At 58.9% G+C, this 25,166-nt stretch carries 19 protein-coding genes and 1 tRNA gene; 7 read left to right on the forward strand and 13 right to left on the reverse strand.

Annotated elements, in window-relative coordinates:
* Window positions 1-22: 22 nt before the first annotated feature.
* Window positions 23-862 carry a prephenate dehydratase gene (pheA, locus tag SynMITS9220_RS01795; RefSeq protein ID WP_186990345.1) on the forward strand — a complete coding sequence of 280 codons (840 nt, stop codon included), beginning with the start codon at window positions 23-25 and terminating at the stop codon, window positions 860-862.
* On the opposite strand, the gene SynMITS9220_RS01800 is transcribed toward pheA, so the two are convergent.
* From SynMITS9220_RS01800 to SynMITS9220_RS01840, 9 genes are all read right to left on the reverse strand, one after another.
* Window positions 859-1,803 (reverse strand): methyltransferase domain-containing protein, encoded by a 945-nt coding sequence (locus SynMITS9220_RS01800; protein ID WP_186990347.1) that lies wholly within the window; start codon window positions 1,801-1,803, stop codon window positions 859-861. The genes pheA and SynMITS9220_RS01800 overlap by 4 nt on opposite strands.
* Window positions 1,803-2,465, reverse strand: a complete 663-nt coding sequence (locus SynMITS9220_RS01805; RefSeq protein WP_115124917.1) for an LON peptidase substrate-binding domain-containing protein — start codon at window positions 2,463-2,465, stop codon at window positions 1,803-1,805. The genes SynMITS9220_RS01800 and SynMITS9220_RS01805 overlap by 1 nt, the downstream gene beginning before the upstream one ends.
* 57 nt (window positions 2,466-2,522) lie before the next feature.
* Window positions 2,523-2,843: a 30S ribosomal protein S10 gene (gene rpsJ, locus SynMITS9220_RS01810; RefSeq protein ID WP_006042265.1), complete on the reverse strand. Its 321-nt coding sequence runs from the start codon at window positions 2,841-2,843 to the stop codon at window positions 2,523-2,525.
* Between the two features lie 148 nt (window positions 2,844-2,991).
* On the reverse strand, window positions 2,992-4,191 hold the full coding sequence (tuf, locus tag SynMITS9220_RS01815) for an elongation factor Tu (protein WP_186990349.1): 1,200 nt from the start codon (window positions 4,189-4,191) through the stop codon (window positions 2,992-2,994).
* 42 nt (window positions 4,192-4,233) lie between these two features.
* On the reverse strand, window positions 4,234-6,309 hold the full coding sequence (fusA, locus tag SynMITS9220_RS01820) for an elongation factor G (RefSeq protein ID WP_186990351.1): 2,076 nt from the start codon (window positions 6,307-6,309) through the stop codon (window positions 4,234-4,236).
* A gap of 84 nt (window positions 6,310-6,393) precedes the next feature.
* Window positions 6,394-6,864, reverse strand: coding sequence for a 30S ribosomal protein S7 (gene rpsG, locus SynMITS9220_RS01825; protein WP_066904590.1), 471 nt, complete (start codon window positions 6,862-6,864; stop codon window positions 6,394-6,396).
* 78 nt (window positions 6,865-6,942) lie between these two features.
* On the reverse strand, window positions 6,943-7,317 hold the full coding sequence (rpsL, locus tag SynMITS9220_RS01830; protein ID WP_186990353.1) for a 30S ribosomal protein S12: 375 nt from the start codon (window positions 7,315-7,317) through the stop codon (window positions 6,943-6,945).
* 76 nt (window positions 7,318-7,393) lie between these two features.
* Window positions 7,394-7,720 carry an AIR synthase gene (locus SynMITS9220_RS01835; RefSeq protein ID WP_186990355.1) on the reverse strand — a complete coding sequence of 109 codons (327 nt, stop codon included), beginning with the start codon at window positions 7,718-7,720 and terminating at the stop codon, window positions 7,394-7,396.
* Window positions 7,721-7,761: 41 nt separating this feature from the next.
* Window positions 7,762-9,456, reverse strand: coding sequence for a phosphodiester glycosidase family protein (locus SynMITS9220_RS01840; RefSeq protein WP_186990357.1), 1,695 nt, complete (start codon window positions 9,454-9,456; stop codon window positions 7,762-7,764).
* Between the two features lie 98 nt (window positions 9,457-9,554).
* On the opposite strand from SynMITS9220_RS01840, the gene gltB reads away from it, so the two are divergent.
* Both gltB and SynMITS9220_RS01850 read left to right on the forward strand, forming a co-directional pair.
* Window positions 9,555-14,153: a glutamate synthase large subunit gene (gltB, locus tag SynMITS9220_RS01845; protein ID WP_186990359.1), complete on the forward strand. Its 4,599-nt coding sequence runs from the start codon at window positions 9,555-9,557 to the stop codon at window positions 14,151-14,153.
* A 15-nt stretch (window positions 14,154-14,168) separates the two neighbouring features.
* Window positions 14,169-14,474 carry a YciI family protein gene (locus tag SynMITS9220_RS01850; RefSeq protein WP_186990361.1) on the forward strand — a complete coding sequence of 102 codons (306 nt, stop codon included), beginning with the start codon at window positions 14,169-14,171 and terminating at the stop codon, window positions 14,472-14,474.
* A 3-nt stretch (window positions 14,475-14,477) separates the two neighbouring features.
* On the opposite strand, the gene lipA is transcribed toward SynMITS9220_RS01850, so the two are convergent.
* Window positions 14,478-15,356: a lipoyl synthase gene (gene lipA / locus SynMITS9220_RS01855; protein WP_186990363.1), complete on the reverse strand. Its 879-nt coding sequence runs from the start codon at window positions 15,354-15,356 to the stop codon at window positions 14,478-14,480.
* Between the two features lie 18 nt (window positions 15,357-15,374).
* Between lipA and SynMITS9220_RS01860 the strand changes: the two genes are divergently transcribed.
* Window positions 15,375-15,448 (forward strand) — tRNA-Pro (locus SynMITS9220_RS01860).
* A 16-nt stretch (window positions 15,449-15,464) separates the two neighbouring features.
* Here SynMITS9220_RS01860 and cobJ read toward each other — a convergent pair.
* Window positions 15,465-17,285: a precorrin-3B C(17)-methyltransferase gene (gene cobJ, locus SynMITS9220_RS01865; protein WP_186991741.1), complete on the reverse strand. Its 1,821-nt coding sequence runs from the start codon at window positions 17,283-17,285 to the stop codon at window positions 15,465-15,467.
* Between the two features lie 52 nt (window positions 17,286-17,337).
* The gene (locus SynMITS9220_RS01870) at window positions 17,338-18,729 is read right to left on the reverse strand and encodes a hypothetical protein (RefSeq protein WP_186990365.1); all 1,392 of its coding nucleotides are present in this window, start codon (window positions 18,727-18,729) and stop codon (window positions 17,338-17,340) included.
* Window positions 18,730-19,143: 414 nt separating this feature from the next.
* On the opposite strand from SynMITS9220_RS01870, the gene psaA reads away from it, so the two are divergent.
* Together psaA and psaB are read left to right on the forward strand one after the other, a co-directional pair.
* Window positions 19,144-21,450 carry a photosystem I core protein PsaA gene (psaA, locus tag SynMITS9220_RS01875; protein WP_186990367.1) on the forward strand — a complete coding sequence of 769 codons (2,307 nt, stop codon included), beginning with the start codon at window positions 19,144-19,146 and terminating at the stop codon, window positions 21,448-21,450.
* 22 nt (window positions 21,451-21,472) lie between these two features.
* Window positions 21,473-23,680 (forward strand): photosystem I core protein PsaB, encoded by a 2,208-nt coding sequence (gene psaB, locus SynMITS9220_RS01880; protein ID WP_067095224.1) that lies wholly within the window; start codon window positions 21,473-21,475, stop codon window positions 23,678-23,680.
* Window positions 23,681-23,794: 114 nt separating this feature from the next.
* On the opposite strand, the gene SynMITS9220_RS01885 is transcribed toward psaB, so the two are convergent.
* A complete protein-coding gene (locus SynMITS9220_RS01885; protein WP_186990369.1) occupies window positions 23,795-24,721 on the reverse strand; it encodes a cupin in 927 nt (308 codons plus the stop codon).
* A gap of 154 nt (window positions 24,722-24,875) precedes the next feature.
* Between SynMITS9220_RS01885 and SynMITS9220_RS01890 the strand changes: the two genes are divergently transcribed.
* Window positions 24,876-25,166: a hypothetical protein gene (locus tag SynMITS9220_RS01890; protein ID WP_115124942.1), complete on the forward strand. Its 291-nt coding sequence runs from the start codon at window positions 24,876-24,878 to the stop codon at window positions 25,164-25,166.

The raw sequence follows: 25,166 nt of genomic DNA on the forward strand, positions 1-25,166 counted from the left end.
ATCGATGCAAGTGCTTGGATCCATGCCGATTCGGATGGCGTTTCTAGGGCCGAAAGGCACTTATGGCGAGCGAGCGGCCAAAGAGATGATCCGGCTCGAACAGATCAGTGATGCTGAGTTGGTTGCATGCACTGGGCTGCGTTCAGTGGTCGACCACGTGGCGGATGGTCGTTGTGAGGCTGCTGTGGTGCCCGTTGAGAACTCTGTGGAGGGTGGTGTCACGGCCAGTCTTGACGCTCTCTGGTCTCATCCCGATCTGTGCATTCGACGCGCTTTGGTTCTGCCGATCCGCCACGCCCTGCTCAGTAGTGGTTCGATTGAGAGCGTCACGGAGGTGCTGTCTCACCCCCAGGCACTGGCGCAATGCAGTGGCTGGCTGGCAACCCACTTGCCGCAGGCGCTGCAACTGCCGACCACATCCACTGCGGAAGCAGCGCGGATGGTGAAGGGCAGCCGTTTCAGAGCAGCGATTGCAGATCGGTCCGTTGGCGAACTGCAGGGTCTCGAGGAACTGGCGTTCCCGGTGAATGATGTTGTGGGCAACAGAACCCGCTTTCTGCTGCTCCAACGCGGCGAGCGTCTGCGCGGAGGTCAGCTCGCCAGCCTGGCGTTCTCTCTGCATCGCAATGCTCCTGGGGCCTTGATTGAAGCTCTGCAGGCGATTGCTGGCCTGGGCCTCAATATGAGCAGGATCGAGTCGAGACCGTCGAAACGTGAATTAGGTGAGTATGTGTTCTTTGTGGATGTGGAGTTGCCAACATCCGGCGCGGATGTCGTCCTGACAAAACTCCAGACCCTTTTGAGCCCTCTGTGTGAGCATCTGGCTGATTTCGGCGCTTATCCCAGTTCCGAATTCAACTAATCAGCGGCGAGGCGGAAGACTCCGAACTGCATCATCCCCCGAGTGAAGGCCCAGCGCATCAACATCATCGTGGGCGTTTCACGAAGTCCCTGGAGCAGGGCGGGTGGACCGAGTCTGAGCACCGCCACCGGGCGGCGAAATCCCTCCAGGATCGATTCGTTCCAAGACGGAAGAGTCGCCCTGGTCCAGTCGTCAGTGTCGATCAGCCCCCTGCGCTGACTGCTGCACTCAAGGTTGTGCTGGAACCCAGGGATGCTGGCAAATTCGGGATGAGCCCACTGAGTCAGCAGCTGGTGCATCACCCAGCGCTCGCGGGCATCCAGAGCACCGTCGCGAGGATCGCGACGGTTCCAATCGGCGACAGCCAGAGCTCCACCTGGTTTCAGAACCCTCAGAAGTTCGTCTGCGAACTGTTGCTTATCCGGCATGTGTGGGCCTGCTTCCACACTCCAAACTCCGTCGAATTCAGCGTCCGCAAGATTCAGGTTCAGAGCGTCCATGACCTCAAAGCGGCAGGACAGGTTGTCCGGCGTTAGATCGGTGGCCCGTTTGATCTGTGCGGGACTAATGCTGACCCCAAGCACGTTAAAGCCGTACTCCTTGGCAAGAATCCTGGCGCTGCCGCCAATCCCGCAGCCCACATCGAGCACCCGTGAGCCAGGAGGCAGACGATCCAATCCACTCCAATGCACCAACTCGTGCACGAAATCGGCTTTGGCGCGGCGGAAATCCCGTCGTTTCGGAGGATCACCGTAATGTCCGAGATGCACGTGCTCACCCCAGAGGGTCTCGAGCAGACGATCTTCAGTCCAGGCGTCATAGGCAGAAGCGACGCTTTCACTGGAGTGGTAGGTCCGACTTCGTCGAGTCCAGAGTGCGTAGGCGCCCGCAGCGGCTGCGAGCCCAATCACGGCTGGAGTCAGAACAGTGAAGAGAGACATCAACCGTTGCCGGAATCGGCGGAGGAGAGGGTGTCGCGCAGCACGGTTCGTGCTGCGAGCTGGCGACGGGTTTCATCGAGCATTTCGTACTCCTGTTCGAGCCGGATCCTGGTACTCGTGAGCTCTAGAAGTTCCTGCTGTTGATCGGCCACGGGACCACCGAGGTGAGCGCCGATCCAGAACGACAGTTCCCTCGGAAGGTCGGGCAGATCGTCGGGCAGTGCGGTGGGGGAGTCGGTGAGCTTTCCTGTCAGCTCGACCACATCTCTGAGCGCTTTGGTGACGGAATCACTGAGGGTATGGAGCTGATCGAGATCGCCTTCCGGCTCATCCTCAATCCAGCTCACCATCGCAGTGCGAAAGGGAGTCTCGCGGGTCACATTCAGCACTCTGAAACGCTGTTGACCAAGCGTCACGATGTTGCTGCGGCCGTCGTCGCCTGTCTGATGCTGGATCACTTCGGCACAACAGCCGATAGACGCCATGCTTTGGCTGCGGGGATCCCAACGAACGACACCAAAACGTTGATCGGTCTCGAGGACGCTTTGCAGCATCATCCGGTAACGCGATTCAAAAATGTGCAGCGGCAGTACGTCGCTGGGGAACAGAACGACATCCGGCAGAGGAAATAGGGGAAGCTCTCTGACGGACAGGTCAGCCACGCATGAAATTGCTGAGGAAACGAATCTTAGGCAGCTGACCGAATGAGCGTGCTCAGCTCAGAGCTTCACCTCGATATCCACGCCACTGGGTAGATCGAGCTTCATCAAAGCATCGATAGTCTTCGCGGAAGGGCTGTAGATATCAATGATGCGGCGGTGGGTGCGGGTCTCGAAATGTTCGCGTGAATCCTTGTCCACGTGCGGGGAGCGCAGCACACAGTAGATCTTGCGCTTGGTTGGAAGAGGAATGGGGCCGATGGCAGTTGCTGCGGTGTTATCGGCCGTTTCAATGATTTTGTCGCAGGACAGATCCAGCATGCGGCGGTCAAACGCCTTCAAACGGATGCGGATCTTCTGCTGGGCAATTGCAGTGGACATGAAGCGCGAAGAAATCTCCTAGGGAGATCACGAGAGGTGGATTGTCGAGGTGCTAATTGAACGTGTCTAGGCAGCGTTCAACTCATACATGAATGCTAAGGGATGGCCTGACAGCGGTCAGACCATCCTTGCAATCATCCCGGTGAGATCACTCGATGATCTTGGAGACGACGCCTGCACCGATGGTGCGACCACCCTCACGGATGGCAAAGCGCATGCCCATTTCCATGGCGACTGGGCAGATCAATTCGCCAGTCATCTGGATGTTGTCTCCGGGCATCACCATTTCCACGTTGCTGCCATCTTCAGCGGTGAATGCGGTGATCTGACCGGTCACGTCCGTTGTGCGGATGTAGAACTGCGGGCGGTAGCCAGCGAAGAACGGGGTATGGCGACCACCTTCTTCTTTTTTGAGGACGTAAACCTGACCCTCGAACTTGGTGTGAGGAGTGATTGAGCCAGGCTTCACGAGCACCATGCCGCGCTCGATGTCTTCCTTCTGAATGCCGCGGAGCAGCAGACCCACATTGTCTCCAGCCATGCCCTCATCGAGCAGCTTGCGGAACATTTCCACACCGGTAACGGTGGTTTTCCGAGGCTCTCTGATGCCGACGATTTCAACTTCTTCGCCAACCTTGACGATGCCGCGCTCAATACGGCCTGTGGCCACGGTGCCGCGACCGGTGATGGAGAAGACATCTTCAACAGCCATCAAGAAGGGCTTGTCGACTTCGCGCTCAGGCTCAGGAATGTTGGCGTCCACAGCCGCCATCAGCTCTTCAATTTTGGCTTCCCACTCAGCCTCACCTTCGATGGCCTTTAGTCCGGAGACCTGAACCACGGGGATATCGTCGCCGGGGAAGTCGTAGCTGGAGAGCAGTTCGCGGATCTCCATCTCCACCAGTTCGATGATCTCTTCGTCATCGACCATGTCGCACTTGTTCAGCGCAACCACCAGGGCGGGCACGCCCACCTGCTTGGCCAGCAGGATGTGCTCCTTGGTCTGGGCCATGGGGCCGTCGGTGGCGGCACAAACGAGGATGGCGCCGTCCATCTGAGCGGCACCGGTAATCATGTTCTTCACATAGTCCGCGTGGCCAGGGCAGTCCACGTGGGCGTAGTGGCGCGAGTCAGTCTCGTATTCGACGTGAGCGGTGTTGATCGTGATGCCGCGCTCGCGCTCCTCAGGAGCTCCGTCGATATCGGCATAGTCCTGAACTTGAGCCTGGCCCTTTTTGGCGAGCACGTTGGTGATCGCGGCGGTGAGGGTTGTCTTGCCGTGGTCAACGTGGCCGATGGTGCCGATGTTGACGTGGGGCTTGTTCCTTTCGAACTTCTCGCGTGCCATTGTTGTTAAAGAATCGAGGGTGGAATTAAAGGGGGGTAGAGATCAGGAATTGCCCTGATTCTTGGAAATGATGGCCTCGGCCACATTGCGAGGAACATCCTCATAGTGGCTGAATTCCATCGAGAAAATACCCCGACCCTGGGTCATGGATCGGAGCTCGGTGGCGTAGCCGAACATCTCGGCCAAGGGCACCTTGGCCGAGACTTTTGACGTGCCATCGTCAATTGCCTGACCTTCGACCTGGCCCCTGCGGGAGGACAGATCGCCGATGATCGAGCCGAGAAAATCCTCGGGGACCTCGACCTCGACCTTCATCATCGGCTCAAGAAGCACTGGGTTGCACTTCTTGACCGCATCTTTGAAGGCCATCGAACCGGCAATCTTGAATGCCATCTCCGACGAGTCCACATCGTGATATGAACCGTCGACCATGGTGACTTTGACGTCGATCATCGGGAATCCAGCAATCACGCCGGACTCACAGGTCTCCTTCATGCCCATTTCGGAAGGCTTGATGAATTCCTTGGGAACGACACCACCAACGATTTTGTTGATGAATTCAAAGCCGGATTCAGGTTCGCCCGGCTCCATTTCGATCACCACGTGGCCGTATTGACCCTTACCACCGGTCTGACGGGAGAACTTGCCCTCGCCTCGTGATGAGGCGCGAATGGTTTCGCGGTAGGAGACCTGAGGAGCGCCGATGTTGGCTTCCACTTTGAATTCGCGAAGCATCCGGTCGACCAGGATCTCCAGGTGGAGCTCTCCCATTCCGGCAATCACGGTCTGGCCAGTTTCTGAATCAGTTCTGACCCGGAAGGTGGGATCCTCTTCAGCCAGTGCGACAAGAGCTTTGGAGAGTTTCTCCATGTCGCCCTTCGTCTTGGGCTCGACTGCCACGGAGATGACCGGTTCCGGAACAAACAGAGTCTCAAGAACAATCGGATCTTCCACGGAACACAGGGTGTCACCGGTGGTTGTGTTCTTCAGACCCAGAACAGCACCCAGATCGCCGGCGCGCAGTGCATCGACTTCTTCACGATCGTCGGCCTTCAGCACCACCAATCTGGAGATGCGCTCTTTGCTGTCTTTGGTGGAGTTGAGCACATAACTGCCCTTCTCGAGCACACCGGAGTACATCCGCACAAATGTGAGCTTGCCGTAGGGATCAGCCATGACCTTGAAGGCCAAAGCACTGAAGGGGGCTTTGTCGTCGGACGGACGAACGGCTTCCTTGCCGTCTGGCAGCACACCCTGAATGGGGGGGACGTCAACAGGGGCGGGAAGGTAGTCGACAACTGCATCGAGAACAAGCTGCACACCCTTGTTCTTGAAGGCGGAGCCACAAAGCACAGGCACCAGACCATGCTTCAGAACGCCTTCACGAATGCCATTTTTCAGTTCATCAATCGAGAGCTCACCGGTTTCCAGGAATTTCTCAATCAGGTTTTCGTCGTTCTCGGCAACGGTTTCCATCAGGACGTTGCGCCATTCATCCACCTGATCCTTCATGTCAGCAGGAACATCGGTGACTTCGATGTTCTGACCGAGGTCATCTTTATAGATGTGTGCCTGGTTGGCCACGAGATCAATGATGCCGCTCAGCTCGCCTTCAGCGCCGATGGGCAGCTGAATCGGAACAGCATTGGCTTTGAGGCGATCCTTGATCTGACCGTGGACCTTGAGGAAGTCTGCACCGGTGCGGTCCATCTTATTGACGAACACCATCCGGGGAACGGAATAGCGATCGGCCTGTCGCCAGACGGTTTCTGACTGAGGTTGGACGCCTCCAACGGCGCAGAACACAGCGATCACACCATCGAGAACACGCATCGAGCGCTCCACCTCGATGGTGAAGTCCACGTGACCAGGGGTATCAATGATGTTGATCCGGTGGTCTTTCCAGCTGGTGGAAATGGCCGCAGCCGTGATCGTGATGCCCCGCTCGCGCTCCTGGGCCATCCAGTCGGTCACCGCTGCACCATCGTGCACTTCACCGATCTTGTGAACCACACCTGAATAGAACAGGATGCGCTCTGTCGTGGTGGTTTTGCCCGCATCAATGTGGGCAGCGATACCAATATTTCTGACGCGTTCCAGGGGAAAGGCGCGAGCCACAGGAAACTCCGGGGTGGGGCGTAAAAAGGCGGTGAGATCCTACAGGTCCGCCCTGAGCAAACGAGGCTTCAGAGCGGTGTTGGATCAGTAGCGGTAGTGAGCGAAAGCCTTGTTGGCTTCGGCCATCTTGTGGGTTTCTTCGCGCTTGCGAACGGCACTGCCGGCTTCATTGGCAGCGTCCATGAGTTCACCAGCAAGCTTCTGAGCCATGCTGCGGCCGTTGCGAGCACGGGAGAAGCTCACAAGCCAGCGCAGAGCCATGGCTGTGCCGCGCTCCTGGCGGACTTCCATGGGCACCTGATAGGTGGCACCGCCGACGCGTCGGGCACGCACTTCGACAAGGGGAGTCGCGTTTTTTACGGCCGTCTCGAAGAGTTCGATGGGATCGCCACCGGTGCGGTCGCCGATCAGGCTGAAGGCGTCGGACAGGATTCGCTGTGCCGTGGACTTCTTCCCATGCTTCATCAGCCGAGCCACAAGCATGGTGGCGAGTCGATTGTTGAACTGGGGATCGGGGAGGACCGGGCGCTTGACGGCGGCGTTACGGCGTGACATGGACTGTCAAATGAAAAAGGAACGGAGAAGGGTGAAGGTGACGGGCAGATCACGATCCTGAAGGCGGATCGTTAACGATCAATCCTTCGGAGACTTGGCGCCGTACTTGGAACGGGACTGACGACGGTCCTTGACTCCTGCGGTGTCAAGGGTTCCGCGAATGATGTGGTAGCGAACTCCAGGCAGATCCTTGACGCGACCGCCACGGATCAGCACAACCGAGTGTTCCTGCAGGTTGTGGCCGATGCCGCCGATGTAGGCGGTGACCTCGAATCCGGAGGTGAGGCGCACACGGGCCACTTTGCGCAAAGCCGAATTGGGCTTTTTGGGAGTGGACGTGTACACACGGGTGCATACACCACGGCGTTCGGGGCAGGCTTTCAGAGCTGGCGATTTGGTTTTCGCCTTTGAGCTCTGACGCTCGGTCCGGATCAGTTGCTGAATGGTTGGCATCGACGGTCGCGTAGCGGCCGGAGATCCGACCTGTTCGACAATCCATCACAATACCGGTTCGACCTGCCCGATCTGATCAAAGGCGGCTGAAAGCGCTGCCGCAGGCGCAGCAACGCACTGCATCGCTGCTCAGGATCAGAAAGCCTCCGCCACTGATGTCGCTTCGATAGTCCAGTGTCAGCCCCTCCAGCAATGCCTGCTGGGCATCGGGAACATGCAGGGTCACGCCCTCGGCCCGAGCGGCGGGTGTTCCATTGAGGCTGCCTGGCTGCAGACGGATGACATTGCGCTCACAGTGCCCCGCCGTGAGATCCAGATGCATCACTCCGGGGGTGCCTGCCACAGCGGCCTGTCGCCCCAGTTCGGCGGCTGCAGTTGCGGTGATTTGCAGCGTGGAGCCCATGGACCGATGCTCGGGAACGCGTCCAGTGTGCCAGCTGTTGTTCAGTGGCGAACGAGCCCAAGACCGTTCTGAACCCTGGGCGTCACGCCGCGTCCGGTCATCACCGTTCGATTCGCTGCTAACAGCGTCGTAGAGCTCCCACCGTCAAGGTTGAGGGCATCGAGCATGCCCAGTTGCTGAAGAGCCAGCGTCGTTTCCAGCAGCGTGGGGTCACTGCCTGAAGTGCCCTTGAGTGTCATCAGCCATACACGACTGCGGTCCTGGGCGACGACCGTTCGCGGAGCGGCAAGGGATAGGAATCCGGCACTGAAACCTTCCTGACGACCGCGCAGCACAACTTGACCATCTTTCATCAGAAGTGGTCCTCCAGCCAGGACTTGCGGTTGCTCTCCGACTGGATTGGATGGCTGCAGGCTGATGCTGACCCGATCACCGGGTTGAGCGGGAAGCGGTGTTCCAGCGCGCGACACGATCAGGGACGCTCCGGGTGTCAGAGGAACCCCCCGGCTCAATTCGGCGCGATTGTGGAGGTTGATGGTGACGCCATCCTTCACGGTGATGGCCTTCTCCTCGCCGCTCAGGGCCTTGTAGACCGGCCCCCATGCCCGGGTGTAGCGACTCAAGCCTCGTTGCACATAGCCACTGTTGAGAAACCCCAGGCCCCAGCGACGGCCTCCATTGATCTGCATGGACTGGTCGAGGCGCAGACGGTTGAACAGAAGCTTTTGTCCTGCTGTCCAGCCGATCGCTCCCCGGTTGAGAATGGGTCCTGAAAGCCACGTTCCATCGACACGCAGAGCGCCCAGGGGAAGCTGACGAACCCGATTGAAGAACCCCCCATTCACGGCCAACAAAGCCTGTTCAGGCTGGGCCAGTTGGCTGAGAAATCGAATCCCGGTTTGTGCGCCACGAGCAGCGAGTGGTCGCAGTTCGAGCGATTTGCTGTTGAAGGGAACACCTGCCCTGAAAATTGTCACCGGTTTTACCCCCACACGAAACGTGCGGGCTTCCAGCACAAGCCCGTTGCGGCGTGCCACTTGGATCTCTGGGTTGAGCAGAGCCGACTGCAATCCATTCCTCGACGAACGAGCTCGGGTGGTGCGGGAGCTGCTCAATCCATCAATCACAATCCGCCAGGGTGTTGCAAGAGTGAGCGTCGGACGATCGCCTCGTCCCTCGATTCGCAGAGCTCGCCTTTCGCGTTTGGTCTTCAGGCCCATTGCACGCAACTTGGCGTCCTGGGCGGCAGTGATCGACACCCCGAGTAATAGGTCGTCGTTCTGCCGTTGCATCAGCGCAGGTCCGCTGAGATCGAGGACCAGTCGCCCCGCTGTGCTGCCGCGGCCCTGACGCAGCTTTTGAACCCTGGGTGCTTCCAGTGAAATCGACAGGACACCCTGTCGATGGCTGGTGGCGACATTCAATCGCTTAAACCAAGGTGCTGCGTCAATCGCGACCTCATCGTCCAGAGAGCGCTTGATCAGCGTTTGTAGAGGGACGCGTTGACTAAACCACTCCAGTGCTTCCCCTTCTTCACTACGAACCCGCTGGAAGCCGAGTCGACCGATCAGCACATCCAGAGGGATCCAGAGCTGGATTGGTGAGCGTTGGTCGTTTCCGACCCACTGCCATGCCCCCTTGGATGCAAGGCCTGCCACCTTCACTTCGCTGCCGTTCACACGGTCGGCTGTGCGCACTTCGGCAACCGGGACTGGAGGAGGAGGCGACAGGAACATTCGCTGACGCTAGCCGGGGTGGCCAATCCTTAGGATCGAATTTGCACCGTGATGGATGTTGCATCCAAAACGGGATCAGCCCGACTCTTATCCAGGTCATGACACACCTCACCGGCTCCTCCTGGCCTTACAGCGACAGCGCTGCGCCCCAGGCAGTGGCCGGTGAGAAGGACGCCTGTGGAGTGGGGTTTTTAGCGCAGATGCAGGGGCATCCCAGCCATTGGGTGCTGGAGCAGGCCTTGCGTGGCCTCGGTTGCATGGAACACCGCGGTGGTTGCGGGGGTGACTCTGACTCCGGAGATGGTGCGGGAGTTTTGTGTGAAATCCCATGGAGCTATCTCCGGGCAATCTGGCCAAAAGCCGCTGACGCAAAAGGGCTTGGGATGATGTTCCTGCCCACAGACGCTGAACGTCGCCAGCAGGCTCGCCAGTTCTTTGAAGCGGAAGCTATTGCACTTGGTCTGCAGTTCGCCGGTTGGCGCGAGGTGCCTGTCGATGCAGCAGTGCTTGGGCCTCTGGCCCGTGAAACGGCCCCGGTGATTGAGCAGTGGTTAGTGAAGGGGGATGCTGAAGGTGATGCCTTTGAGGCGCTTCTTCTGCGTCTCCGGCGCCGTGTTGGAGCCAGGGCCAGGGAAGCGTGGGGGTTCGAGGGCTCACGCGATTTTTATGTGGCTTCTCTGAGCAGCCGAACGGTTGTTTACAAGGGAATGGTGCGATCGGAAGTGCTTGCTCAGTACTACTCCGATCTGCGGGACTCCCGCTTTGAAGTGAGCTTCGCGGTGTATCACCGGCGCTTCAGCACGAATACCCTCCCCCGCTGGCCCCTGGCCCAGCCGATGCGGTTGTTGGGGCATAACGGTGAGATCAACACCCTGCTGGGCAATCTCAATTGGGCGAAGGCCTCTGAAGCCAGCCTCGCTGGTGTCTGGGGAGAAGCTGCGGACGACCTCAACCCCGTTGTGAATCCAGCTTTCAGCGATTCAGCCAACCTCGACGCCACCCTTGAGCTGATGGTGCGCAGTGGTCGTTCCGTCACCGATAGCCTGATCACCCTGGTCCCTGAAGCATTCCGCAACCAGCCGGACCTCGACAGCCGTCCTGATGTGACGGCCATGTATGAATTCAACGCTGGTATCCAGGAGCCCTGGGACGGCCCGGCTCTGTTGGTGTTCGCTGACGGCAAGCGTGTTGGAGCAACCCTCGATCGCAACGGCCTGCGTCCAGCACGCTGGTGCTCTACGGAGGATGGCTTCGTGATCATGGGATCCGAGACCGGTGTGGTCGATCTCAGCGGCAAGACCGTGGTCCAGAAAGGTCGGCTCGGTCCAGGTCAGATGCTCGCGGTGGATCTGCAGACCGGCCAACTCCTTGATAACTGGTTGGTCAAGGAAGACGCCGCTGGACGTTTCCCTTATGGCGATTGGTTGGAGCAACACCGCCGCAATGTACGTCCGCAAGCCTGGACTCAGTCTCAGCAGGTCGGAGAACTCGATCTGCTGAGACTGCAGACCGCCATGGGCTTCACCGCAGAGGATTTCGACCTGATCATCGGCGATATGGCGTCCTTAGGGAAGGAGCCCACCTTCTGCATGGGGGATGACATCCCACTGGCGGTGCTCTCAGACAAGCCCCATTTGCTCTACGACTATTTCAAACAGCGTTTCGCGCAGGTCACGAATCCACCGATCGATCCCCTGCGGGAGCAACTGGTGATGAGCCTGGAGATGCATCTCGGTGAGCGTCGTCCGGCCTTGAAACCTCAGGCGGAAGCTGCTTCGGTGATTCATCTCGATACCCCGGTTCTCAATGAGGCCGAGCTGGAAGAGATCAGCCAGCAAGGTCTCCCGGTTCAGTTCTTGTCCACCCAGGTGGCGGTTGAATCCTGCACCGGTGGATTTCAAGATGTTCTTGATGCCCTATGCCAGGCAGCTGAGCAAGCCGTGCACGCTGGGGCTCAGGTTTTGGTGCTCTCCGACCGCGTTGATGCCAACGCTGAGCCCACACCACTGACGGCCACCACGGTGGCGATGCCGGCACTGCTCGCCGTTGGCTCCGTCCACCACCATCTGTTGCGCCGCAAGTTGAGACTGCGCTGCTCCCTTGTGGTGGACACCGCTCAGTGCTGGAGCACCCATCACATGGCCTGCCTGATCGGCTATGGGGCCAGTGCCGTTTGTCCGTGGTTGACCTGGGAGACCACCCGCCACTGGCTCCAACACCCCAAAACCAGAAAACGGATTGAGCAGGGAAAGCTTCCCGACCTCAGTGCTGATCAGGTTCAGGCCAATGTGCGTGTCTCTCTGGAAAACGGCCTCAGAAAAATTCTGTCCAAGATCGGCATTTCACTTCTGGCCAGTTATCACGGTGCTCAGATCTTCGAGGCGATCGGGCTCGGTGCCGATGTGATCGAGACCGCTTTCAGCGGCACGACCAGCCGGGTTGCCGGCATGACCCTTGCGGAACTGGCGAACGAAACACTCTCGATGCATGCCAAGGCCTTCCCCGAGCTGAACCGCAGCAAGCTCGAGTTCATGGGTTTCGTGCAATACCGCAACGGTGCGGAGTATCACCGCAACAACCCTGAACTCTCCAAGGCCCTGCACAAGGCTTTGGCCCAGGGTCCAGGCTATGACCATTTCTCCACGTACAAGAGCTTGCTGGAGAACCGTCCGGTGATGGCGCTGCGTGACCTGCTGGAGTTCAAGGTCGCGTCCACGCCGTTGCCCCTGGATCAGGTGGAGAGCGTTGAAAGCATCTGCACCCGTTTCTGTACCGGCGGTATGAGCCTCGGAGCTCTATCTCGTGAAGCGCACGAGGTGCTGGCGGTGGCCATGAACCGGATTGGCGGTAAGAGCAACAGCGGCGAAGGTGGTGAAGATCCTGCTCGCTTCCAGGTGCTGAGCGATGTGGATGGCGACGGCCGGTCCGTTGCTTTCCCCAGCATCGGCGGGCTTCAGAACGGCGATACCGCCTGTTCTGCGATCAAGCAGATCGCCTCAGGACGCTTCGGTGTGACGGCTGAATATCTCAGGAGCGGGAAACAGCTGGAAATCAAGGTGGCTCAGGGTGCCAAGCCTGGAGAAGGTGGCCAGCTCCCCGGGCCGAAAGTGGACAAGTACATCGCCTGGCTTCGCAACAGCAAGCCTGGTGTCGCTTTGATTTCACCGCCACCTCATCACGACATCTATTCGATTGAAGATCTGGCCCAGCTGATCCATGACCTGCACCAGGTGCATCCTTCGGCGCCCGTCAGCGTCAAACTGGTCGCCGAGATCGGTATCGGCACGATCGCTGCCGGGGTGGCCAAGGCCAACGCGGACGTGATCCAAATCTCCGGCCACGACGGAGGCACAGGTGCTTCTCCGCTGAGTTCGATCAAGCACGCGGGTGGACCCTGGGAGTTGGGCCTCACAGAAGTGCATCGCGCTCTGCTCGAGAACGGCCTTCGTGACAGAGTTCTGCTCAGAGCAGATGGTGGTCTCAAGACCGGCTGGGATGTGGTGATCGCTGCTCTGCTTGGTGCTGAGGAATATGGCTTTGGTTCGATCGCCATGATCGCCGAAGGCTGCGTGATGGCTCGTGTTTGCCACCTCAATAGCTGCCCGGTTGGAGTGGCGACACAGAAAGAGAACCTGCGTCAGCGCTTTACGGGAGTGCCTGAGCACGTCGTGAATTTTTTCTGGTACGTCGCCGAAGAGGTGCGCCAGCTGATGAGTCTGCTTGGTGTGGCCCGACTGGAGGATCTCATTGGTCGCAGCGACCTCCTCAAGCCCAGAGGCGTTTCGCTGGCCAAAACCAAGTGCGTGGATCTTTCCAGCCTTCTGGCACCGATCAGTGGTTCTGAAGATCGTTCATGGCTGACCCACAGTGCTGAAGCCCACGGCAATGGGCCGATTCTCGAAGACCAACTGTTGGCCGACTCCGAGCTGATGGCGGCCATTGACAGTCAGCGATCCATTCGCCGCACGGTTGAGATCATCAACACCGACCGGAGTGTCTGCGCTCGTCTGGCCGGTGAGATTGCCCAGCGCTACGGCAATCGTGGCTTCTTGGGCCAGCTTGATCTCACCTTCCGTGGAGCTGCTGGTCAAAGCTTCGGGGCCTTTCTCGTTCAGGGCATGAATGTGCGCCTTGAAGGGGAAGCCAATGACTATGTCGGCAAGGGCATGAACAGCGGTCGCATTACGCTTGTGCCATCGGATTCCACTGCGAATCCGGGTGACCAGGTGATTCTTGGCAACACCTGTCTGTATGGAGCAACCGGTGGTGAGCTCTTCGCTCATGGGCGCGCTGGTGAGCGATTCGGTGTGCGTAACAGCGGAGCCCGCACGGTGGTTGAGGGTGCCGGCGACCACTGCTGTGAATACATGACTGGTGGCGTTGTGGTGGTGCTTGGCAGCACTGGCCGCAATGTTGGCGCTGGGATGACCGGCGGCGTGACGTTCCTTCTGGATGAAGGTGACCGGGTCACTCCACGCGTGAACCCGGAGATCGTGGAGGTGTGCCCCATCACTACATCTGAGCAGGAGGCCACGCTCAAGGGTCTGCTTGAGCTTCACGTCGCGGCCACCGGCAGTGAGAAAGCTTCGGATCTTCTGTCTGACTGGTCTGCCGCAAGGAGCCGTTTCAAGGTTCTGGTCCCCCCCAGCGAACGGGCTGCCATGGGGCTTGCCGACAAACAGGCGGTTGCGGCCTGATCGTTCTTCCGCACCGTGCCCTGGTTCATCAAGACCGAAATGTTCACCCCGGAGACGGCCGCTCTGCCCATTGAGCAGAAGCGGCCTCATCTTGAGGCTCATCGCCAATGGGTGATGTCCCATGGCAACAGCGGACGTCGCATCCACAGTGGTTATCTGGTGGATGGTGAGCAGCGGCCAGGCGGCGGTGGACTCTTGATCTTTGAAGCCAGCAGCTTTGAAGACGCTCACCGCTGGGTTCAAGACGATCCGATGATTCAGGCCGGACTGGTGAACTGGCAGTTGCAGCAATGGATCCAGATCGGTGGTGATGAGCTCTGATCGTCAGCGTGGGTGGCTGATCATCAGCCGCTGTACTTCGCCGGCGTGATAGCTGCTGCGTGTGAGTGGACTGCTCACCACCTGCAGGCAACCCAGCTCTTGTTCACCAATGCGCCGGTAACGGTCGAACTGCTCCGGAGTCACAAAGCGGTTCACAGGTAAGTGTCTTGGGCCGGGAGAGAGGTACTGGCCAATGGTCACAATGTCGACGCGGTGGGCGCGCAAGTCGCGCAACACTTCGATCACCTCCTCATCGTTTTCTCCCAGGCCCACCATCAGACCTGATTTGCTGTATGACCTGGGCCATCCATCTCTCACCCGTTTCAGCAGCTCCAGAGAGCGTTCGTAATTGCCCTGAGGTCTGGCTCGTCTGTAAAGGCGTGGAACGGTTTCGATGTTGTGGTTGAGCACATGCGGCGCGGCGTCCATCACCGTTTCCAGTGCGTCCCAGTTGCCGCAAAGGTCGGGGATCAGCAGTTCGATTGTGGTGAAGGGAGAGCGTCGTTTCACCTGCTCAATGCAGGCAACGAACTGGCTCGCTCCTCCATCGCTCAGATCGTCGCGATTTACCGAGGTGATCACCACATGCTTGAGTTTCAGCCGCGACACCGCTTCGCCAAGACGCTCCGGTTCGGTGGGGTCCAGCGCTCGAACGCTCTTGTCGAAGTCGATATCGCAGTAGGGGCAAGCTCGCGTGCAGCCCGGCCCCATGATCAGAAATGTGGCGGTTCCCCCAGCGAAGCATTCACCGATATTTGGACAACTTGCTTCCTGGCAGACCGTGTTGAGCTTGAGGTCAAGAAGCAGGTCGGCAACAGCTCCGATGCGTTCCCGCTGAGGGGCTTTGACGCGCAACCAGTCAGGTTTCAGAACTGAGGTCATCTTCTACAGTCGGGCCATCGGGATGTGGCGCAGCTTGGTAGCGCACTTCGTTCGGGACGAAGGGGCCGCAGGTTCGAATCCTGTCATCCCGACTGCACTAGGTCGTCATCAATTCAGAGTGGCACCTGGGTAACCCCTGGGGGTCACCATGCGGCCGTCCTGGACTCGGCTGCTGCTGTTTCCAATCACCAACACCGTAAGCATGTCTACGTCTTCAGGCCGCAGCTTGCCCAGGCTGTGAAGACTGACTTGCTCGTCACTGCGTCCAAGCTGGCGAGCCATCACCACAGGAGTCGTCTCCGGACGCGCGCAGAGCAGAATCTCCTTGGCCCTTGTCAGCTGCCAGTTGCGCTCCCTGGAGCGTGGGTTGTAGATCGCAACCACAAAGTCGCCGGAGGCAGCTGCCTCGATGCGTCGTTCGATCACATCCCAGGGCGTGAGCCGGTCGCTCAGAGAGATGGTGCAGAAGTCGTGCATCAGTGGTGCCCCTGCCCTGGCGGCAGCCAGTTGCAGTGCGGAGAGGCCAGGATGCACCTGGAAGCGAGGACGTTCTGTTTCAGGCAGGTCCATCCAAAGCTCCAGCGCCAGCCCAGCCATGCCGTAGATGCCGCTGTCTCCTGAGGAGATCAGTGCCACACGGGCGCCCTGACGGGCCAAATCCAGTGCTTGCCAGCAGCGATCCCGTTCACGGGTGAGTTGTCCGTCCAATCGGACTTGATCACAACGACGCAGCGGTTCAAGCAGATCCAGGTAAAGGCCATATCCCACCCAGAGGACGCAGCGGCTGAGCGCTGTGCGGGCGTCAGCAGTGAGCAGTTGCAGTGACCCTGGCCCACTGCCAACCAGATGCAGCTCTCCTTTGCTGGCTGCCAAGGGATGAGCAGCCTCTGCGATCGCCACCGTCACGGCACCCTGTTCGCCGCCCTCGGCATGGAAGATCCGCTTGGACTGCAACAGCTGTGCGCCATCTCCTGATGCCAGAAGTGCAGAGGCTTCCGCAACGGATGCTGTGCCCATCTCCGCCTTCACGACTTCAGAGGGCGTGGGCACGGCGACATCGGCGAGGGCAGCGGCGCCGAACAGTCGTAACGGCCAATTTTGATGCTCACAGAACTCCAGCAGAGCCGGCTCGTCACCCTTGGCCTCGATGCTGCTGATGCCTGCCACGGCCTCCTTGGCCAGTCCTGCGGACTGAAGAGAGCGATCCACAGCTCGTTGAATCAAGGCAAGGCTGCTCAAGCGTTCGCAGCCGATGCCGATCCAGAGCGTGGCTGGGTGCCAGCGACAGGGAGCTCCGTCGGAGCGCGGACCGATGGCGAGCGCAATCCCGTGTTCGGAGTCAGCGCTAACGCCGAAGTGTTGACCGGCAGTACTACTGCGCCAGAGGTCCGTTCCTGTTTGCTGAACAACATTGAGGTTTGGTCCAGAGGCCTGGGAGAGCATGAGGTCATGCCAGGCTTTCGGCGTGCCGCCACGCACCCATCCCCAGGCTTCTCCGAAGGCGTCGAGAGCCAGTCGCTCCTGGCTCGCTGCATCACCGGTCAGCACCACTTGCCCGCCTAGTGCCGCAGCCAGTGCATGGGCCAGCTGTTCTGCTCCTGCCGCATGACCACCAATCAGGGGCACGATGTTTTGACCGTGAGCATCCATCACCACCACGGCAGGATCGTTCTGCTTACCGCTCAGCAACGGTGCGATCAGTCGTGTGACGGCACCCATGGCTCCGATCACGATTGTGGGCTCACCCCTACGCCACTGGTCGCTCAGAAATTCCGCAGCCGGTGCGACCAACAAGTCGCTGGGAGTGGTTTGCAGTGCTGCGGCGGCTAGAGGTGTTAATCCCACCCGATCCGCCTGTCCCGCCTGTTGCAGCTGCTGAAGCAGGGGCCAGGCACTCACGGATAGGCCCAGTGCGAGTGGCGCTTCCATCGGCTGGATGGAGGTGGTGTCGACAGCGTTCAGTGCTAGTGGCCTCAGGGAATCAGCGCTGGGTGCCATCCTCGTTCAACAGCTCCCTGGCTGATCCTCCCAGGCTGCTGGTGATCCGTAGCTTCTCTGGCTCGGCTGTCGGTTCTGTTGTCCTGATGCTTCGCTCGGGAGCAGCCTTGTCGGCTTTGCTGGTCTCCAGCGGTTCTTCGCTGGCGGCTGCTGACTGATCAGGCAGCACTGGCAGCTCATCGTCAGCCGTGATGGCCGGAGGCGAGGAGTCGATCTGCTGCGGGCTTGGATCCATGGCTTGTTGTTCCATGGTTGGCTCCCCAATGGTTGATTCCTCAACTGTTGGTTCCTCAGCTTTTGGTGCGGCCGGTGTGTTGATCGGTGCTGAAGGGTCGTCTTGGATGGACTTCTCAGTCTCAGTTTTGGTTTCAGAGTCAGGATTGAGCGCAGTCTGTGGCGGTGTTGCGTCTCTCTCAGGTGACTGTTCTGTTTCAGGAATGGCGTCGCCAAGCAGACGCACCATCTGCTCATCGCTCAGCTTCGACTGCATCCAGATCGGACGGAGGCCGGGACGCGCTGAGGTGGCTCGTAATTGATTGTTGAAGACCGGAGTGATCGGATCACCAAGACCATCCAGCAGTTCCATCTGCACGCTGCCATTCCCGTTGCCTGAGGCTTTCAGCCAAAGAGCCTCCTGGCGGTCAACCAAAAAACTGTCGCCATTCACGCTGATCCTCAGCCTCCAGCGGCCATCTCCCTCCCGTAGGTTCTGCAGCGGGGCGTTCCAGATCAGCCAGTCGATCAGCAAAGGATCACCGTTGCTGAGGTCTGAGGGGCTGACCACGGCAAGCCAGGGAGCATCCTGATTCGGCTGCGTTCCTGAAAGCTGCTGCAGGAGATCCAGTCGCCACTGGAGGCTGGCTCCCTGAGATTTCACGGCTTCACCCCAGGGCATGGCCGCATAGGCCGTAAAGCGATGACTCCCCGGGCTGAGACCGGGAAGCGTGATCTGCAGTCGATCGTTTTCGGCGTGCCCGAAACGCAGTGGTGGATCGTCGTCGATCTGCAGGGCCACATGGGCTCCAAGGCCCAGTTGTGGATCCTCAGCCAACGGCCAATCCTGGATCCGCAACGTGACTTGCACCTCACCGGTTTTCAGCAGAGCGCCATCGGAGGGTCTGATCAGTTCAAGTCGGGGGGTATGGCTGCTGAGCGCTGCTTGTAGCTGCTGCACAGCGCCCGGGGGACTGACTTCCTGCAGTCGCCCGGAAGGTGAAGACACACTGATGATCTCTGCAGAGCGCTCTCCATCGCCTGAGCTGTCTGCTCCCCAGGGCCAGGCCTGCGCGGTTGCGGCGGGGACCACCATGATCCACAGGGCAAGCAGAGTCTGCAGCCAGTGATGAAGGTGGACCGTCCGGCCTGATGCCGCCATAGGGCAAAGCTTGATTCGACCCATTCTGGGCACCGATGGGAAGGACGCACTATTGGGAATGATTTGCATTAAATAGATCGATATGTGTCGCCTGTTTGTGTTGCTCAACGCGCCTAATCGGGGTCTCCTCGCTGATGCTCGAGCTGATGCAGATTCCAGGTCTGGACAGGCCCGCGACCGGATTGAACCTTTGTAACTCCCTGTCGTGTGATGACTGCTCCCCCTCCTATGATTCCCGGAGCGGTCCCCTCTTTGGGGCCCTAGCTCCAGTGAGAGTCAGGGTTCATTGCTCTGAACGCCACTGGCGCCCGGCCACGGTGAAGCTTGCTGATCCGCGCCCGGGGCCCCGGTAATCCCATTGATTTCCGGAGGGGTGTCCCACCACCTCGATCCCGTCCCTCGAGGAACGACTCGATGACCATCAGCCCACCAGAGCGTGGGAGCACCGCGAAGACTCAAGTCGAGAAGGTCGACAATCCAGCGACCTTCGAATTGTTCGGAAAGCCCGGACATTTCGACCGAGCCCTCGCGAAAGGTCCCAAAACCACCACCTGGGTTTGGAACCTCCACGCCAACGCTCACGATTTCGACAGCCACACGAGTGACCTTGAGGAGGTTTCTCGGAAGATCTTTAGTGCTCACTTCGGCCATCTGGCCGTGATCTTCATCTGGCTGAGTGGTGCCTTTTTCCATGGCGCCCACTTCTCCAATTTCTCCGGCTGGCTTGCCGATCCCACCCATGTGAAGCCAAGCGCTCAGGTGGTTTGGTCGGTTTTCGGCCAGGAAATCCTCAACGGCGATATGGGTGCCGGCCACCAAGGCATCCAGATCACCTCCGGTCTCTTCCATGTCTGGAGGGCCTGGGGCATCACCAATGAGACGCAGTTGATGTCTCTCGCCATTGGCGCTCTGGTGATGGCCGGCCTGATGCTGAATGCAGGCGTTTTTCACTATCACAAGGCAGCTCCGAAGCTTGAGTGGTTCCAGAACGTTGAGTCGATGCTCAACCACCACTTGGCTGGTCTGCTGGGCCTGGGCTCACTGTCCTGGACCGGTCACTTGCTGCATGTGTCTCTGCCCACCACGAAGTTGATGGATGCCATCGACGCCGGCCAGCCGCTGGTGTTGAACGGCAAGACCATTGCTTCCGTGGCAGACATTCCTCTTCCCCACGAATTCTTCAATCAGGATCTGCTGGCTCAGCTCTATCCAGGATTCAGTGCCGGCATCGGTGCTTTTTTCAATGGCAACTGGGCTGCATACAGCGATTTCCTCACCTTCAAGGGTGGAATCAATCCTGTGACCGGAAGCATGTGGATGACCGATATCGCTCATCACCATCTGGCGATCGCGGTGCTGTTCATCGTGGCCGGACACATGTACCGGACCAACTGGGGAATCGGTCACTCCATGAAGGAGATCCTCGAGGGCCAGAAAGGCGATCCTCTGCTTTTCCCTGCAACGAAGGGCCATGACGGCCTGTTCGAGTTCATGATCAACAGCTGGCATGCCCAGCTGGCTCTGAACCTTGCAATGCTCGGCTCCCTGAGCATCATCGTTGCCCAGCACATGTACGCGATGCCTCCCTATCCGTACATGTCGATTGACTATCCGACTCAGATCGGTTTGTTCACCCATCACATGTGGATTGGTGGCTTCCTGATCGTCGGTGCTTCAGCTCACGCCGCCATCGCGATGATTCGCGATTACGACCCTGCCAAGCACGTGGACAACGTCTTGGACAGAGTGCTCAAGGCCCGTGACGCTCTGATCAGCCACCTCAACTGGGTGTGCATCTGGCTTGGCTTCCACAGCTTCGGCCTGTACATCCACAACGACACCATGCGTGCACTGGGTCGTCCCCAGGACATGTTCAGTGATTCCGCGATCCAACTGAAGCCCGTCTTCGCTCAGTGGATTCAGGGTCTGCACGCCGCAGCTGCCGGCAGCACCGCTCCTAACGCTCTCGCTGGCGTCAGTGAAGTGTTCAACGGTTCCGTCGTCGCCGTCGGCGGCAAGGTCGCGGCGGCTCCAATTCCGCTGGGCACGGCGGACTTCATGGTCCACCACATCCACGCCTTCACGATTCACGTGACGGTGTTGATCCTGCTCAAGGGTGTTCTTTACGCCCGTAATTCCCGTCTGATTCCAGACAAAGCCAACCTTGGTTTCCGCTTCTCCTGCGATGGCCCTGGTCGCGGCGGCACCTGCCAGGTGTCTGCTTGGGACCATGTCTTCCTGGGTCTGTTCTGGATGTACAACTCCCTGTCGGTCGTCATTTTCCACTTCTCCTGGAAAATGCAGAGCGATGTGTGGGGTGCGGTGAGGCCTGATGGCTCAGTCCAATACCTCACCAATGGCAATTTCGCCAACAGCGCCATCACCATCAACGGTTGGTTGCGTGATTTCCTGTGGGCTCAGGCCGTTCAGGTGATCAACAGCTACGGCTCCAACACAGCCGGCTACGGAATCATGTTCCTTGGTGGTCACTTCATCTGGGCTTTCAGCCTGATGTTCCTCTTCAGTGGCCGCGGCTACTGGCAGGAGCTGATTGAGTCCATCGTCTGGGCTCATAACAAGCTGAAGGTGGCCCCTGGCATCCAGCCTCGTGCGCTGTCCATCATCCAGGGCCGTGCTGTCGGTGTTGCTCACTATCTTTTGGGCGGCATCACAGTCACGTGGTCCTTCTTCCACGCCCACATCCTTGTGGTGGGCGGCTGACCTTTCCTGAACTTTCCCTCTAATGGCAACGAAATTTCCTTCGTTCAGCCAGGGTCTGGCACAGGACCCGACAACCCGCCGCATCTGGTACGGGATCGCCACGGCTCACGACTTCGAGAGCCATGACGGAATGACGGAGGAGAGGCTTTACCAAAAGCTCTTCTCCACCCATTTCGGGCATCTCGCGATCATCGGTCTCTGGGTTTCGGGAAACCTGTTCCATATCGCCTGGCAGGGCAACTTCGAACAGTGGGTCGCCGACCCTCTGCACGTGAAGCCCATTGCTCACGCAATCTGGGATCCCCATTTCGGTCAAGGCGCCATAACCGCCTTCACCCAAGCGGGAGCCACATCGCCAGTGAACATCGCCTACTCAGGCCTGTACCACTGGTTTTACACAATTGGCATGACCAAGAATGCCGAGCTGTATCAGGGTTCCATCTTCATGATGATCCTGTCGGCCTGGGCACTCTTCGCCGGTTGGCTGCACCTGCAGCCCAAGTTCCGCCCGTCACTCGCATGGTTCAAGAATGCTGAGTCGCGTCTGAACCACCACCTGGCTGTCCTCTTCGGTTTCAGCTCTATTGCCTGGACCGGACACCTGGTGCACGTGGCGATTCCTGAATCCAGGGGTCAGCACGTTGGGTGGGACAACTTTCTGAGCGTGATGCCTCACCCCGCCGGTCTTGGACCTTTCTTCACCGGCAACTGGGGTGTGTATGCACAGAATCCTGATTCAGCGGGTCAAATCTTCGGTACGGCCGAAGGCTCTGGAACTGCGATTCTCACCTTCCTCGGTGGCTTCCATCCTCAGACAGAAGCTCTCTGGCTCACTGACATCGCCCACCACCACCTGGCGATTGGTTGCCTGTTTGTGATCGCTGGTCACATGTACAGGACCAACTTCGGTATCGGACACTCCATCAAGGAGATCCTCGAAGCTCACAACCCTCCCAAAGGCACTCCCGGTGATCTCGGCGCTGGCCACAAGGGTCTTTACGACACCTTGAACAACAGCCTTCACATGCAGCTCGGCCTGGCTCTTGCTTCGCTGGGTGTGGTCACCTCCTTGGTGGCACAACACATGTATGCGATGCCGTCGTATGCCTTCATCGCGAAGGCCTACACGACACAGGCTGCTCTCTATACGCACCATCAATACATCGCCATCTTCCTGATGTGCGGTGCGTTCGCCCACGGAGCGATCTTCTTCATCCGTGACTACGACCCCGAAGCCAATAAGGACAATGTCCTGGCCCGGATGCTTGAGCACAAGGAAGCGATCATCAGCCACCTGAGCTGGATCACCCTCTTCCTTGGTTTCCACACGCTTGGTCTTTACGTTCACAACGACGTTGTTGTGGCGTTCGGAACACCTGAGAAGCAGATTCTGGTTGAGCCCGTCTTTGCCCAGTTCGTTCAGGCCGCTTCCGGTAAGGCGATCTACGGTTTCGACGTTCTGCTCTCCAATTCCGCTGGTGCTGCAGCCAATGCCAACGCTGCTTACATGGGTGGCTGGATGGATGCCATCAACGGGAACACCGACGTGTTCTTGCCGATCGGCCCTGGTGACTTCATGGTTCACCACGCCATCGCTCTTGGTCTGCACACCACAACTCTGATCCTGGTCAAAGGTGCTCTGGATGCCCGTGGCTCCAAGCTCATGCCAGACAAAAAGGACTTTGGTTACTCCTTCCCCTGCGACGGCCCTGGCCGTGGTGGTACTTGTGACATCTCTGCCTGGGACGCCTTCTATCTGGCAGTCTTCTGGGCCCTGAACACAATCGGTTGGGTCACCTTCTACTGGCATTGGAAGCACCTGGCTATCTGGCAGGGCAACGTGGCTCAGTTCAATGAGTCCAGCACCTACCTGATGGGTTGGTTCCGCGACTATCTGTGGCTGAATTCCTCCCAGCTGATCAACGGTTACAACCCCTTCGGTAGTAACAATCTCGCCGTTTGGGCCTGGATGTTCCTGTTCGGCCACCTCGTCTGGGCGACTGGATTCATGTTCCTGATCTCCTGGCGTGGTTACTGGCAGGAGCTGATCGAGACCATTGTTTGGGCTCATCAGCGCACACCGCTCGCCAACCTTGTTGGCTGGCGCGACAAGCCTGTGGCTCTGTCCATCGTTCAGGCTCGTGTTGTGGGTCTCGCCCATTTCACGATTGGCTACATCCTCACGTACGCCGCCTTCCTGATTGCATCGACATCCGGCAAGTTCGGCTGATCAATCCTGATTGCCCTCACTGCAGGGCAATCTTTCATTCACCCCTGTCCAGATCATCTGGCGGGGGTTTTTTGTTGGCTAAATCTGAATGGCGGAGAACAATTCAGCCGTTGATCAGCCGCTAAAAAGAATGTCGAGCGTTCGCAGATAAGTGTGGAGTCCTGCGTCCTGAATCGGCAGCACATAGGCATCTGTACCTGACTCGTTGTGGTGGGAATGCCAGTAGCCCGGTGGAGTCACAAAAGCGGCACCAGCTGCCCAATCTTCTCTGTGTGGGTTTCGGATTCTTCCCTGATCATCGAGCTCAGTGCCAATCAGGGTGTAGCAACCGGGTTCGCAGTTCACGGCGAAATCCAGGGCGATCGATTGGTGGCGATGGGGCTTTTGTTCCTGTCCTGCGGGAAGAATGCCGAGCATGGCCCAAAGGGTGTGACTGACCGTTCTTGTTTGGGGAAACGCTGAATTACCCAGCAGCACGCTGACTCGGTTGGCACGCGCTCCGCTGGGGCTGGCTGCGATCTCAGCCAGTCGCCTCTGGCTGTCGTGATGGCTGTAAAACGTTGGCTCAAAACGGGCTTCATTGGGAGTCACACCCAGAAAACGCAGCAGTGGCGCGTCGTGCACCCAGTAGAGAGCCGCTTTGCCAGAGCAGCAGTGAATGGCATCTCCTCCGGCGGGGAGAACGAGCATGTCGCCCTTGCTCCACTGGAAGTGTTCGCCGCAAGCTTCCGTGTCTCCCTGGCCATCGGCCACGAAGAACAACTGGCTTGTTGCCACCGCGGCAGTGCGCAGCTCGTCGCCATCCAGTCGGATGAAGTTGGCGCACAACGATGGGCCGGTGGCAGGTCCACTGCACTGCAGTTCTTCGCTCAGATCCAGAGGCATCACGGCACTGCCGTTCTGGGAAAAGAAAGCCGGGGAAAAGGAGCGATAGGGAACGGTGCCCGTCAGTCCGCTGCGAATCGGATTGGCCGCTTCGCCGTAGGAGAAATACTGAGCCTGAGCAGATGACGTTTGGCGATTCGTTGCGCTGCTCAGCATGCCGTGTCGTCTCAGCGCTTCAGGGAGCACACACCTTACAAATCTGTGCGTCTGGTTTTCGTATGCAAAGCGTCATGGCTTTGATCGATCTCAGTCACGTTTTGATCCTGTTGTCCGCGTCTACTGGACCTTCACCGCTTTGGTTGAGTTCTGGATGTCATTCCCTTCCCTTCCCCCCAAGCTGGAGCTGGTGGTGCTGCTGGTTGGCGTCGCGGCCGGTTACAACCTCACCTTGCAGATCCTGCCCAGAGAGCGAATCGATCTGGCTCAGCTTGAGGCGGATGAGCAGATTGCTGAGCGTGCAGCACCTCAGCCGCCATTTGCTCCGACGACGTTCGCTTCGATCGCGACTAGGGCGTTAGCCGCTGAATCGTCGTCCGGCGGGGCGTGCCTTATCCCTCCTGGGGGTGGCCCTGCTGTGAACGATCGTTTTGAGCCCTGTTGA

It is taken from the genome of Synechococcus sp. MIT S9220 (genome assembly GCF_014304815.1).
Lineage (GTDB): Bacteria > Cyanobacteriota > Cyanobacteriia > PCC-6307 > Cyanobiaceae > Synechococcus_C.

Coding starts and splice junctions, on each gene's coding strand:
- pheA (WP_186990345.1), top strand. CDS start 23: ATGCCGATTCGGATGGCGTTTCTAGGGCCGAAAGGCACTTATGGCGAG.
- SynMITS9220_RS01800 (WP_186990347.1), bottom strand. CDS start 1,803: ATGTCTCTCTTCACTGTTCTGACTCCAGCCGTGATTGGGCTCGCAGCC.
- rpsJ (WP_006042265.1), bottom strand. CDS start 2,843: ATGTCCACTGCAATTGCCCAGCAGAAGATCCGCATCCGTTTGAAGGCG.
- tuf (WP_186990349.1), bottom strand. CDS start 4,191: ATGGCACGCGAGAAGTTCGAAAGGAACAAGCCCCACGTCAACATCGGC.
- rpsG (WP_066904590.1), bottom strand. CDS start 6,864: ATGTCACGCCGTAACGCCGCCGTCAAGCGCCCGGTCCTCCCCGATCCC.
- rpsL (WP_186990353.1), bottom strand. CDS start 7,317: ATGCCAACCATTCAGCAACTGATCCGGACCGAGCGTCAGAGCTCAAAG.
- SynMITS9220_RS01835 (WP_186990355.1), bottom strand. CDS start 7,720: ATGGGCTCCACGCTGCAAATCACCGCAACTGCAGCCGCCGAACTGGGG.
- SynMITS9220_RS01840 (WP_186990357.1), bottom strand. CDS start 9,456: ATGTTCCTGTCGCCTCCTCCTCCAGTCCCGGTTGCCGAAGTGCGCACA.
- gltB (WP_186990359.1), top strand. CDS start 9,555: ATGACACACCTCACCGGCTCCTCCTGGCCTTACAGCGACAGCGCTGCG.
- lipA (WP_186990363.1), bottom strand. CDS start 15,356: ATGACCTCAGTTCTGAAACCTGACTGGTTGCGCGTCAAAGCCCCTCAG.
- cobJ (WP_186991741.1), bottom strand. CDS start 17,285: ATGGAAGCGCCACTCGCACTGGGCCTATCCGTGAGTGCCTGGCCCCTG.
- SynMITS9220_RS01870 (WP_186990365.1), bottom strand. CDS start 18,729: ATGGCGGCATCAGGCCGGACGGTCCACCTTCATCACTGGCTGCAGACT.
- psaA (WP_186990367.1), top strand. CDS start 19,144: ATGACCATCAGCCCACCAGAGCGTGGGAGCACCGCGAAGACTCAAGTC.
- psaB (WP_067095224.1), top strand. CDS start 21,473: ATGGCAACGAAATTTCCTTCGTTCAGCCAGGGTCTGGCACAGGACCCG.
- SynMITS9220_RS01885 (WP_186990369.1), bottom strand. CDS start 24,721: ATGCTGAGCAGCGCAACGAATCGCCAAACGTCATCTGCTCAGGCTCAG.
- SynMITS9220_RS01890 (WP_115124942.1), top strand. CDS start 24,876: ATGTCATTCCCTTCCCTTCCCCCCAAGCTGGAGCTGGTGGTGCTGCTG.